Origin of the sequence: Prevotella sp. AM42-24 (genome assembly GCF_003461825.1) — a bacterium.
Classification (GTDB): domain Bacteria; phylum Bacteroidota; class Bacteroidia; order Bacteroidales; family Bacteroidaceae; genus Prevotella; species Prevotella hominis.
In genome coordinates this window covers 1-11,453 of record NZ_QTXV01000078.1, presented here as the reverse complement: position 1 = coordinate 11,453, position 11,453 = coordinate 1, and the positions used below count along the sequence as shown (strand labels likewise).

Sequence of the window (11,453 nt, the reverse complement as noted above, 5' to 3'; positions counted from 1 at the left end):
AAGTTTCGATTAACCCTAAAAGTGCCCCATTGTTTCTGCTGCCAACAGGATACTGAATGCCGCCCGCATGATGCAGATAGAAAAGCAGCGTGATGAGTATTGTTGCTAGTATGGCGACAGGACATAAAGCTAAAACATTTAATCCTGCAGCTATTGTTAGCTCTACGTTAAAAGGTAATGCAAGTAATTTGACAAATTATATTGCAACATCAATTCCTATAGGTTATAGCCTAATAGGAGGTCGTCTTTCTACAATAAGTATCGGAGGAGATTTTGTTACAATAGGGCAAAGGCTATTCGGAATAAAAGCTCCAGGTACATCCATTCCTGTATATACGAGCTTCATTGCTGGTCACTCAATTGATAATTTTTACAATTACTATTATCCCTCAAAATGATGAAATATTTATTTTTTATATTGCTACTACTACCAGTAGGTTGTGGGTTGCCATACTGCAAAAAAGTGAAATTAACAGAAGATGACTTGTTGTGGATTAATCATTTTAAAGCAAACGACACAATTTATTATCTCTCCAATCAGAATCTTATAGATACCGTAATTGTGAAAGATGTTCAAATATATAATCCAAAGAATACATTCATATTCGACACAGAAGGACAAAATTGGTTAGAAGGGGATAATGAGTTTTATGGCTTTGCCACAGTTGATTTATCACTAATACACTTTACAGATACCTTTTTAATAAGATTCGAGATAGAACGAATAGCTAAATTGGGGGCATTAAGAAGTAGCTGTAATTTTTGTGAATGGAGTTGGATAAATAAAAAAATACATGTAAATGCCATAAACATACAGGGACAATGCTTAAAAAATTGTATTAGCATGGATATCAAGAAAATGGAACGAAATAAAGGAGATCAACCTCACATTGGCCTAAAGGGTGTGATATGGGATAAAGAAAAAGGATTGATCCAATATTCCTTGCTGAATGGGATTTCGTACACCATAATATCTGCTCATAAACAAGATTGAAAAATGTGTAGTAAAAGATATATTGTAGTTGTGATATTTTTTTTGATGGTAATTTCGTATGTCATAGTACGGTGTCGCCGTCATTCTGGTGTATATACTTATCACTGTAAAGAGATAGATTTTACTTTTCAAGTCTTAGAGAAAGATACATGTGATGTATTGGTTTTAGGGGATGGTGGTGATTCCATCTTTTACCAAGCACCATATAATGGTGGATATTTAGGTATAGATTTTTTCTTATCTGTTGATTCTAATATTATATATTTAAGTCCTTATTTTCCTATTATATATAATAAGGTTACAAAGAAATATAAAATGCAATCAATAAAATCAACTTTTGAAGATGATGACCCTTGTGCTCCATATATTAATGATAAATATTGGAATTTTAGTGGAGGTTGTGATCAAGGAAGATATACATTTAGTGTAAGTCATGGTAAAAAAGTATATGGTTCTATTGAACCCTTAGAGTGGAACTAATATTTTGATTCTGAAGTGTTTGATAGTAAAGAACTATATTTCGACTGGTGGTTTAGAGAATTTCACATGAAGTTGGTGACATAAAACAGATAAAAAGGGATGGGAGTGAAGGCCTATACCTGTTGAAGACCTTTTGGGGATATGTCTCGACCCTAAGATGGGGCGAGGTATATGAATCCTATTACGAGTATTTGGTATGGAGTAGACCCGATGATGGAAAAGTATCCAAATATAGGAGCATATATTTATTGTCATGGTAATCCTATAAAGCTAGTTGATCCTGATGGTAGGGATGATTTTTTTAATTTTGGGGGAATCCTTGTAAAAAATAGTGGACAAACCAATAATATATACGTTATGGTTAGTGGAAAACCTATTCTTATCACAAGATTGGATTTAGGGAATAAGGCTAATAGACAAACTGTTGCAAATATCATTGGCCATTATGCAGCCCAAATAGGAATTTCATACTATGCAAAAGGAGGCAACCCTATAGGAAATAATCCAATCGGCACAGTTGGGCTTTCAGTGAATAATAATTCAAAAGTATTAGCTTTTAATCAGGGGAATAACATATTTGTCAATAAGTATAAGAATAAAATATCAAGCTTATTATCAAATACATATAATTTAGTGAATACATTAGTTCATGAGAATACCCATAAAAAGGGGAAATATGGTTTTAAAAATATTACAAATTTTGAACATGCAAAAGTGTATTCTGCACAATTGGAGCATGCTTCTTTTAGCAAAACAACAAGTGATTTCAAAGAAGCTGTACTTAACCCAATGGCTTCTTATCTTAAAGATGCTATTATTGAAGATGGTGTAAATGATAAACGAGTATTTACACTTATAGAAAAAGCAAATAAGGCAATAAAGGGAAGTGGCTTTAGTTTATCTTTTAGTCGATATTCAAGTGATACTGCAGGATTTAATATTAAAATTAATCAACAGTGAGAACATGACAAAATATTTAGTGTGCATTTTAACAATACTCATGTTGTCATCATGTAAAAAAAGAGAATTACAGGTACTTGTTGCAGGTCAAGATTGCAAATATTGGTTAAAATTATCAGATGAGAGCAAATCTCAGACAATTTATTATTTTGACAGAAGTGGAAAATGGTCTGTTTTTATAAGACCATATAGAAGTAACACTATGAAAAAATATAATGGAGGTGATGTTATGCTTGTTGAGAAATGGTCAGTAATTGATGATTCTATTCTAAATATAGGCGGAATAGGATATGCAGTAACAAGAATTAGTAACAAAATGATAATAATAAAAAATAAACATTTCAAAGATACCTTGGTTTATTTACCATCTCCTCCCTCTATAGAGGAAAATAATTCAGATTAAGATGGATACACAATCGCTATCAAAAGGGAATCCTTCCCAGCTCGGTGGTATGTTCAAACACAGCTATACCTACGATGATTTAAATCGTTTGGTGTATGCCAGTGGTAAGGCCAAGCGTGCATCGTATGACATGGTGATGTCGTTCGGACGGATGAGTGAACCGCTGACGAAGGTACAGAAGGTGGACTCAACGACAACTGCCAAGTCTTATAACTTTGCTTATAAGTATGAGGACAGTAATCATCCGACAGCTCCAACGCAGATTGATAACGATCATTACACATATGATGCCAACGGTAATCCAACGCTGGTAACGAACGACTCTACGAATACTACCCGTGAGATATACTGGGATGAGGACAACCGCCTGATGGTACTCTCTGATTGTTGCAAAAAATACATGGTCATTAAAAGAATGAATATGAGACTATTTCTATACGTATTGGCATCGTTTTTTGTCATAAATTTAACGGCATGCAGACCAGAACAAAATGTACAAGGTAATATGAACAATCAAGTCAGTAGTCAAGTAAAATCTGTAGTTGATGAATACGCAAAGCGCCATCCTAAATATAAATCTTTGATTTTTATTACAGACTTTGAATACAATTGGAGAAATGGATATAAACGTAATAATGTAATCTTACTTGGTCCATCTTTGTATTGTTTACCTTCAAAATATAGATTATATCCTTCCCAATTGCAGTATTATAAGGATAAGCTAATATTTATCCAGTCATCTTCTGGCTTTCTTTATGAACAATCGAATATTCTAAAGACTTATAATAAAAACAAAACGAATATTGATAAATGTAACGATAACATTGCATTTTTCCTGAAGGAAGCTTCTGCATACCGGATTAAGGATAATGGAACTATAACAAAAATATCAGAAAGACCTGATACTATCCTATTGAAAAGGAGAGTTGAGTTTCATGCTCCACCAATAAGAAACCGTAATATCAAAAGTAACCAATGAGATACATAGTAGGCTATGCGGAGAATTGTCTACTCTTTTACAGTGATTACATTATAAAATGACGTAATAGTTTTTATAAAGAGGTTTTTGAAGAAGATTACACGCATGATGCCAACGGTAATCCAACACTGGTAACGAACGACTCTACGAATACTACCCGTGAGATGTACTGGGATGAGGATAATCGGTTGATGGTTCTCTCTGACAACGGTAAGACAAGCCGTTACACTTACAATGCTGCTGGTGAACGCATCATGAAGAGTTACGGTACGATGGAGGGCGTATATATCAATGGTGCACCACAGGGAATCACGTTCCACGAGACGGATAACTTCACGCTCTACCCTGCTTCGATAATCAGCATCAACAAGTACCGCTTCACAAAGCATTACTTTATTGGTGACAAACGAGTTGCATCAAGGATAGGAACGGGTCTGTTCAATAACGTCTATGGGCGTAACGGCTCATACGTAACGGCTGGTCAGCCGGATTATGCTGAGCGTATGAATCAGATTCAGAAGCAGAAAGAGGCATACTATAAGCAGCAGGGCATTGCACCAGGTGTACCGACAGAAAAGGGTGCGTACGGCGCGATGATGCTACTACAACTCGGAAAGACCTACGAGCTTCCGGGTGGAAAATTGTAAAAGGAGTGGATAAAATTACGAAAAACATTAATGATGTATTGTTAAATAGTGAATCTGATAATGGTTATAAAGCGCAATTATATAAAAGAACAAATCATGGACATGTAGAATTTGTTTATGCTTTTGCTGGTACAGACGATTGGAGTGATGTTGTTGACGACATAGACCAATACTATGGAGGAAGCCCAAATCAGTACAAAATGGCAGTTGCAAACGCAGAGATATTATCAAGTATATTGAAAGAAAAGTATGGCAATAATGTAGATTTTGCATTTGTTGGTCATTCTCTTGGTGGTGGAGAGGTGGCAGCAGCAAGTATGGCAACTGGTTTTGATGCAATTACATTCAATCCAGCAGCTGTAACAAGTGATGATTTATTAGGGAATCCTAGTCATATTACCAATAATATCGCATTAGGAACGAAATTATTTACTATTTGGGGAAAAGACGTTTATTATGGTGGGGACATGTTACATAATTTCCAGTCAAATACTAATGTAGATATACCAGGTGCTATAAATTACATTCAACTTGGGACTGGTGCAACTCATACGATTGATGATTTCTACAACTATTTTTATAAGGATCATGACGAATAAACTATTTGTATTTTCTTTTCTTGTTCTGTTAACATCGTGTGGTTTACCTTATGTACACAAGGTTCAACTAACTAAAGATGACTTATCATGGATTGACCATTACCATGATACAGATACACTTGTGTTCACATCAAACAAGGGGGTGGATACGTTAACAATAATTTCAATGCGAGTTTCAAACCCAAGGAATACCTTTGTATTTGACCCAGAAGGAGTTAGATGGTATAATGGCTCCCATGAATTTCATGGGAATGCATATGTTGAGATGAAATTAAGACATTCCGGTACATCATTTGTCGTAGGATTTTATATTCGAAGAAATAAAAATACAGATCCTCTACGTTATAGCATAATATTTGGTGAAAAAAGCACTTCATATGAAAATGTCCAATTTTCTCAATATCAGATACATGGATGTAAATTAGATAGTTGCCTTGTGATTAATTCAAACAACATGAATAATAATTTAGGTGATCAGCCTCATCTTGAAGTAAAGTCTATTGTTTGGAATAAGTCATTGGGGCTTGTCCAATATGAACTAAATCATAATATCATATATACAATAAAGATGTGATGTATCATATAATTAGAATACCTATTTATATTCAGAACTGATAACACCGAGGTACTCTTTTCAGCCTCCCCCTTCTTCCAATCGAACTTCGACGAGGCAAGTGGCAACTGCCTGACCACGAAGGTAGGAACACTTATGATGCGGCAGGTAACCTCCTGACGAAGCTTACGGCGGAACTTAGGAAGTCGATATCTGACAAGGGTTACATCTCTTACACCTACGACTTCGAACGGCTGCATGAGGTGCTTTATCCTGCTTCGATAATCAGTATTAACAAGAACCGCTTCAGAAAGCATTATTATTCACATCCATCAATGCAGTCAATTTGCATATGGGTCTTATCCCAGAGGAATTTAGAAACGATGATAAAATGGGAGCAATAGTTAATTATGTTTTCCAAGGTGAAAATTCAACAGGCGATAAAGAAATTACTAGAATAGGAAAGCAAATTCTACAAAAAATGGAACGATATGATAAAGAGTCTAAAAGATATAAACCAGTTATTGAAGACTAAGAGCATCATATTCCTGCCAATCATTATTGGCATAGTGTGTCTTGTCATTTACACCATTCAGATACTTTACAAGCCGCCTTTATATAAAAAGCTGCAGGGAGAGTATAATATTGATCTGGAGCAATCTTATATTTATAGGCATGTTGATTTTAGACCTCTCGGTAGTAATATAGTTTTCAATAATGCACATGTTGAGTTACCTGCCATCTTATCTGCTCATGATAAAATAAAAGGGACTTATGAAAATATTAAAAGATTGGAAAATAATGCAAAAGGAAAATGGAAAATCATCAGTAAGAAGCCAGACTCGATTTTAATAGAGACTCCTGCAAGTCTTCTAAATGGGAAATATGCCGTTATTCTAAAGAAGAAAGTCATCCCTCCTCAAATCATTTATTATCTTATCATACAAAATGATTCTACTTATCTTTGCAGTTCTAAAGTCCTTAATGCTTCTTTTGATGGAGAATGGGAGTAAAACAATAGAACCATTGACAGAAAAAGGTTTACTTGCTTTTAGAGAATGCATTACTCATATATAGATTTATACAAGTTAGCCAACAAGATTATGTTGTATAATCTTGTTGGCTAACGTATAAGAGAACTTGAAGTGACCTGCACCTACGATGCGGCAGGCAATATCCTGACCAAGCTCACGGCAGAACTCAAAAAGAGAATTTCGGCTGATGCCCCCATCACTTACACCTATGACTACGAATGGTTAAGCGAAGTACTAATATGGAAAAACCAAATGAAATCTGGTCAAAGAGTTCTGCATCGAAAGAGCATCACAATTTGACAGAAAAAGATAAAAATAAGCAACTGCAAAGCACTAAAAATTATAATAAAACAAGGAATGAACTTGTTAAGAAACATCCCTTACTAAATAATATTTTTAATGAAGCAAAAAAAGAACATACAAAGTATTAGTAGATATTGTAGACTTCTGTTCCTCAGTATTTGCTGTTTCAGCTGTACAAAAAATCCTAAAGGAAATAGTTTGTTTCCTAAAGATGGAATTAAAGAATTTAGGATAGTCCAAACTCAAGATACGCTATTAATCAGTAAAGTTTGCAACAGTAATAATTCTTCCGTCCAAATTTGGAAACTTTACAAAAAGAATGGGAATTTTTACTCTAATCACCTCGGACAAAAAGAATTGATTATGTCGAATACTGTATCAATGGATTCTATGTACAAATATCCAAGTAAATATTGTTTTGAAAGAGTTGTTATAGAACACATAAATGACACTCTAATTTCGACCTCTATCTATACGAAAGATGTACAAGAGCATTTAGACATAAAAATCGTATATAATCATAATTATGAGATTAAATTTATTCAGCATTGGTTGGTTTTTATAACATATAAACCTTTATAACCAAAAGTTGACTGTTTGAACACCGAGCGGAGAATGTATTGGGATGAGGATAACCGACTGATGGTATTGTCGTATAACGGCAAGACCTGCCGTTATACCTACAATGCCGCAGACGAGCGAATCGTCAAAAGCCACAGTGATCTGGAGGGCGTATATATCAATGGTGCTCCGCAGGGAATCTCCTTCCATGAGACAGAGGATTACACTATTTATTATTTCGCATCCGGATATATCGCTATTTTAATGACTCCATCCTTTCTGTTTTCAAAGATATCGTAGGCTTCTCCGATTTTTGAAAGAGGGAAATGGTGGGTGATGAGAGGAGTGGTGTCTATCCTGCCCTGAGATATCAGATGCAGGATTTCCTCGCAATCACAACCATCTACACCGCCAGTCTTGAAGATGAGATTTTTGCCATACATATCTGGGAGAGGTAAGAGCTGAGGTTTATCGTACATCGCCACAATGGTAACTATCGCATTAGGACGGGCACATTGCCATGCCAACTGGAAAGTATCAGGACCGCCTGCTACCTCCATCACCACATCCGCACCACCATGCAAACTCTGTTCCTTGACAAAAGCCTCGCAATCCTCTGGTTCTACCACCAAAACCTGCGGATAATGCTCCCTGATAAAAGCTCTTCTGGCTTCAGACTTCTCGCAAACGATGATTTTCTGCGGATTCTTCAACAACGTGCAAAGCAAACAGCACACTCCCGTAGGTCCTGCTCCGATAATCAAAACTGTATCTTCTTCCTTGATTTCAGAAATCCTTGTTGCCCAGAAACCTGTGGCAAGGATATCACCAACAAAGAGTGCCTGCTCATCACTTACATTGTCAGGAATCCTGTTTAAGCCCGTGGTGGCATAAGGAACCCTTACATATTCGGTCTGCCCGCCGTCGATACGACAGCCCAAAGCCCAACCGCCATGAGGAGAAGTACAATTGTTCACATATCCATGTTGGCAGTAGAAGCATTCCCCGCAGTATGTTTCCACATTCACAGTTACTCTATCGCCCGGTTTCACATGAGTTACTTTCTCCCCTACTTCATCTACGACACCCACCATTTCATGTCCCACGGTAATTCCGGGAACGGCACGAGGAACAGAACCATGCTTGATATGCAGATCGCTGGTACAGATACTGCTCATGGTTACTCTCACGATGGCATCGTGTTCATCTATCAGGATAGGTTTCTCCTTTTCGGTGAAGCCAAATACACCTTGTTTAATATAAGTAAATGCTTTCATTATGATGATAAGTTGAAAATTGTCAAAAAATGATAGTTTATCATACCTAAAAAGAAAGTTTCGTTCCGAAGTAGGGAGCGAAACTTTCTCTTATTTATGAATACTTTTACTTACAAGATAAGAAACTTATTTTATATCTTATCTTTTGTAATAATCATAGAGGAATGCATCAAGGAATGCACCACGCATATTGGTCTTGTAGAAATTACCATTCTTGTCCAGAATCAGACAAGCAGGAATACCATTGATGCCATACTCTCCCATCACCATACCACCGAAACCTTCTGGGTTGCGCAACTGGGTCCAGTTCATACCTTCCTTCGCCATTGCCTTCTTCCAGTCTTCATCTCTTTCATCTACGGAAATGCTGATGATATTGAAATCCTTGTACTTCTCATGTACCTCCTTGAGATGAGGAATCTCCTGACGGCATGGATGACACCAGGATGCCCAGAACTCCAACATGGTATATTCGCCCTTCTTGATAAGGGAAGACAACTTCACCTGCTTGCCCTGAGGAGTGAGAAGCGTACCATCGATGAAGCGGTTGCCTACGGCTGTATGCTTCGCCATTTCAGACTGTGCCTGCAGCATTGGATACTGAGGTGAATTGCTCCAATCATTCTTCAACCAACCCATCATCTCATCGATTTCCGCTGAGGTATAAGGAGTTGGAAGGGCTGAAAAACTCTCATTGAGCAAATCGAAAGCTACCAATGAACTGGTATGATCCTGGATAAACTTGCTGGTTTGCTGGCGCATATCGTCCATCAGCTGGATAGCCTCCTTTGCTAAGGCCACTCTCTGTGCCAGAACCTTACAGTTGTTGATACTGTCGTTCAGGCTATGCAGTTTATCCTGGATAGGAGTCATCAGGTCGAGATAAGCCTGATAGGTATCCTGTGTCGCAGAACCCTTGATGACAGGTGTAATCATGCTCATGTCCTTTTCAGTAGGGAAACCAGTAAGATCTACATCATAAGTCATTGGCTTGTTTTCGATATAGATACGACTGGCAAAAATCTTCTGATAGTCAGGTTCTGCCACGCCCGGTTCATTCATATCGATGACCATCTGGTATTGTTCAGGCTGATTCACATCCCCCTTGAGCACAAACTCGCCGTTCTTGATAGTAGCACTGTCCAGGTTGCTCACCTTATCGATATCATATTTCTGCAGCATAACGGTGCAGCCTTCCACGTTACCCTTCACCGTACCTTTCAGTACAAAATTCTGGGCATTAGCCACCATTGCCAGCATTAAGCCAGCAATGGTCATCATTGAATTTCTCAATTTCATCATGTTCTTTTGATAAAGTTCAAATATTATTCTAAAATTAGTTGTTTACATATTCCGGATTCTGCTCCAACAGATTGTTGGCACCCATAGATGCCTTTGGAATTGGGAGCAGGTTTCTTCTGAATGTTGGCAACTCAGCTTTCTCGTCTTCAGTCCAGCCTTCGAAACCGCCCTTACGGTTGTAACGGCAGAGGTCAAACCATTCCTCGAAATTCTCATTACTGATGTCCACCAACTTATGCTTGAGGATTTCGCCCAGCAGATCGCCGTCGGCAATGGCGTTCACATCGTCCTCCGTATATCCAGCACGTTCGATGACTGTAGTCAAGAGCGTACGAGCCTTAGCATACTGACCCTGACGAGCCTCTGCTTCGGCAGCGATATAATAAACTTCGGCAAGGCGCATGAAGTAATAAGAGTCAGCATAGAACATTTCAGGAGTCAACTTGTTATATTTTCTAATACCGTTCATGGCATCTCCCTTATAGGCCCATGTATATAGCTTATCGTATGAAGCTACATCTTCATCACCTGGGAAGAATGGGAAATCACTGCCATCACCACCAGGGATGACTACGCCTCCGTCGCCACCAGGGATTACTACGCCACCGTCGCCACCAGGAATTACTACTCCACCATCGCCAGAAGCACTACCATCTGAAGAACCATCAGGATCTGGAACAACAACGTCCCCACCATCTCCCGGGTTTGGAATAACAATATCTCCACCTGTTTCATCATCTGGAACTAAATCATCTGCCACCTTCTTGAGCAATGAACCTGGAGAAAACATATACCAGTTTGAGTCCATCAACTCACTTGGATTGGCGGTATAAGGAGCAAAGAGCATCTCCTGAGAATTAAATTGTTCGTCGAAGATCTTGGCATAGTCACTTTCCAAACCATAACCTGCTGCTTCTGCCTCACCGATCACTTCCTCTGCCAGTCTTGCAGCTTCAGCATAATTATCCTGAGCCATATACATTTTCGCTTTCAAAGCCTTGGCGAAAACGGAACTCATGTGATAATGATCTGCAGGCTGCTGTTCACAGTGAGCAATGGCATAGTCGAGATCATCAGATATCAACTTGTAAGTTTCAGCCACAGTAGAACGCTTGCGTGGTTGGTTATCTCTTACCAGCTCGTCCTGGAAGATGCAGACACCGTATGGTGAATCCTGTTTCCAGTATTCTCCGAAGCACTTCAGGAGAGTAAGGTAAGCCAAGGCACGCTGGCAACGAGCCTCTGCAATCATCTCTGTACGTTTCTCCTCGCTCAGTCCTGGTATATTCTTGTTGATATGTACCAGGAAGGTATTGGCCGTATTAATCCTAAATTCCGCAGCATTTTAGTTTAACTTATTT

Annotated in this window: 13 protein-coding genes and 4 pseudogenes; 13 read left to right on the top strand and 4 right to left on the bottom strand. The window is 38.1% G+C overall.

Annotated features, from left to right (window positions below; translation table 11 throughout):
• Positions 1-89 precede the first annotated feature (89 nt).
• From DW917_RS14945 to DW917_RS14905, 9 genes and pseudogenes are all read left to right on the top strand, one after another.
• Positions 90-398, top strand: coding sequence for a hypothetical protein (locus DW917_RS14945; protein WP_147344216.1), 309 nt, complete (start codon positions 90-92; stop codon positions 396-398).
• A 65-nt stretch (positions 399-463) separates the two neighbouring features.
• The gene (locus tag DW917_RS14940; RefSeq protein ID WP_233524767.1) at positions 464-994 is read left to right on the top strand and encodes a hypothetical protein; all 531 of its coding nucleotides are present in this window, start codon (positions 464-466) and stop codon (positions 992-994) included.
• 3 nt (positions 995-997) lie between these two features.
• The gene (locus DW917_RS14935) at positions 998-1,474 is read left to right on the top strand and encodes a hypothetical protein (protein WP_118119976.1); all 477 of its coding nucleotides are present in this window, start codon (positions 998-1,000) and stop codon (positions 1,472-1,474) included.
• A 159-nt stretch (positions 1,475-1,633) separates the two neighbouring features.
• Positions 1,634-2,434 (top strand): annotated as a pseudogene (locus DW917_RS14930) (hypothetical protein); the annotation flags it as partial.
• 4 nt (positions 2,435-2,438) lie between these two features.
• Complete coding sequence (locus tag DW917_RS14925; RefSeq protein ID WP_134844681.1) at positions 2,439-2,837, top strand: hypothetical protein; 399 nt, start codon at positions 2,439-2,441, stop codon at positions 2,835-2,837.
• Between the two features lie 13 nt (positions 2,838-2,850).
• A pseudogene (locus DW917_RS14920) lies at positions 2,851-3,222 on the top strand (hypothetical protein); the annotation flags it as partial.
• A gap of 692 nt (positions 3,223-3,914) precedes the next feature.
• Positions 3,915-4,406: pseudogene (locus tag DW917_RS14915) on the top strand (sugar-binding protein); the annotation flags it as partial.
• A 62-nt stretch (positions 4,407-4,468) separates the two neighbouring features.
• On the top strand, positions 4,469-5,062 hold the full coding sequence (locus tag DW917_RS14910) for a hypothetical protein (protein ID WP_118119970.1): 594 nt from the start codon (positions 4,469-4,471) through the stop codon (positions 5,060-5,062).
• Positions 5,052-5,636: a hypothetical protein gene (locus DW917_RS14905; protein WP_118119968.1), complete on the top strand. Its 585-nt coding sequence runs from the start codon at positions 5,052-5,054 to the stop codon at positions 5,634-5,636. Before DW917_RS14910 ends, DW917_RS14905 begins: the two co-directional genes overlap by 11 nt.
• On the opposite strand, the gene DW917_RS18200 is transcribed toward DW917_RS14905, so the two are convergent.
• Positions 5,606-5,875 (bottom strand): hypothetical protein, encoded by a 270-nt coding sequence (locus DW917_RS18200; protein WP_147344215.1) that lies wholly within the window; start codon positions 5,873-5,875, stop codon positions 5,606-5,608. The genes DW917_RS14905 and DW917_RS18200 overlap by 31 nt on opposite strands.
• A 131-nt stretch (positions 5,876-6,006) precedes the next feature.
• Between DW917_RS18200 and DW917_RS17325 the strand changes: the two genes are divergently transcribed.
• The 4 genes and pseudogenes from DW917_RS17325 to DW917_RS14885 form a co-directional block, all read left to right on the top strand.
• Positions 6,007-6,150, top strand: coding sequence for a hypothetical protein (locus DW917_RS17325; protein WP_158570196.1), 144 nt, complete (start codon positions 6,007-6,009; stop codon positions 6,148-6,150).
• Positions 6,107-6,628: a hypothetical protein gene (locus tag DW917_RS14900; RefSeq protein WP_118119966.1), complete on the top strand. Its 522-nt coding sequence runs from the start codon at positions 6,107-6,109 to the stop codon at positions 6,626-6,628. The genes DW917_RS17325 and DW917_RS14900 overlap by 44 nt, the downstream gene beginning before the upstream one ends.
• A gap of 260 nt (positions 6,629-6,888) precedes the next feature.
• Positions 6,889-7,080 carry a hypothetical protein gene (locus tag DW917_RS17110; protein ID WP_147344213.1) on the top strand — a complete coding sequence of 64 codons (192 nt, stop codon included), beginning with the start codon at positions 6,889-6,891 and terminating at the stop codon, positions 7,078-7,080.
• A gap of 469 nt (positions 7,081-7,549) precedes the next feature.
• Positions 7,550-7,747 (top strand): annotated as a pseudogene (locus tag DW917_RS14885) (RHS repeat-associated core domain-containing protein); the annotation flags it as partial.
• Here DW917_RS14885 and DW917_RS14880 read toward each other — a convergent pair.
• From DW917_RS14880 to DW917_RS14870, 3 genes are all read right to left on the bottom strand, one after another.
• Positions 7,747-8,790 carry an alcohol dehydrogenase gene (locus DW917_RS14880; protein ID WP_118119959.1) on the bottom strand — a complete coding sequence of 348 codons (1,044 nt, stop codon included), beginning with the start codon at positions 8,788-8,790 and terminating at the stop codon, positions 7,747-7,749. The pseudogene DW917_RS14885 and the gene DW917_RS14880 overlap by 1 nt on opposite strands.
• 138 nt (positions 8,791-8,928) lie before the next feature.
• A complete protein-coding gene (locus tag DW917_RS14875) occupies positions 8,929-10,092 on the bottom strand; it encodes a TlpA disulfide reductase family protein (protein WP_118119956.1) in 1,164 nt (387 codons plus the stop codon).
• 34 nt (positions 10,093-10,126) lie between these two features.
• Complete coding sequence (locus DW917_RS14870; protein ID WP_255415342.1) at positions 10,127-11,419, bottom strand: RagB/SusD family nutrient uptake outer membrane protein; 1,293 nt, start codon at positions 11,417-11,419, stop codon at positions 10,127-10,129.
• Positions 11,420-11,453 lie beyond the last annotated feature (34 nt).

Excerpts from the sequence above, each read along its gene's own strand:
- DW917_RS14935 (WP_118119976.1), top strand. The coding sequence starts at position 998 with ATGTGTAGTAAAAGATATATTGTAGTTGTGATATTTTTTTTGATGGTA.
- DW917_RS14900 (WP_118119966.1), top strand. The coding sequence starts at position 6,107 with ATGATAAAGAGTCTAAAAGATATAAACCAGTTATTGAAGACTAAGAGC.
- DW917_RS14880 (WP_118119959.1), bottom strand. The coding sequence starts at position 8,790 with ATGAAAGCATTTACTTATATTAAACAAGGTGTATTTGGCTTCACCGAA.
- DW917_RS14905 (WP_118119968.1), top strand. The coding sequence starts at position 5,052 with ATGACGAATAAACTATTTGTATTTTCTTTTCTTGTTCTGTTAACATCG.
- DW917_RS17325 (WP_158570196.1), top strand. The coding sequence starts at position 6,007 with ATGGGAGCAATAGTTAATTATGTTTTCCAAGGTGAAAATTCAACAGGC.
- DW917_RS17110 (WP_147344213.1), top strand. The coding sequence starts at position 6,889 with ATGGAAAAACCAAATGAAATCTGGTCAAAGAGTTCTGCATCGAAAGAG.
- DW917_RS14925 (WP_134844681.1), top strand. The coding sequence starts at position 2,439 with ATGACAAAATATTTAGTGTGCATTTTAACAATACTCATGTTGTCATCA.
- DW917_RS18200 (WP_147344215.1), bottom strand. The coding sequence starts at position 5,875 with ATGCAGCCGTTCGAAGTCGTAGGTGTAAGAGATGTAACCCTTGTCAGA.
- DW917_RS14875 (WP_118119956.1), bottom strand. The coding sequence starts at position 10,092 with ATGATGAAATTGAGAAATTCAATGATGACCATTGCTGGCTTAATGCTG.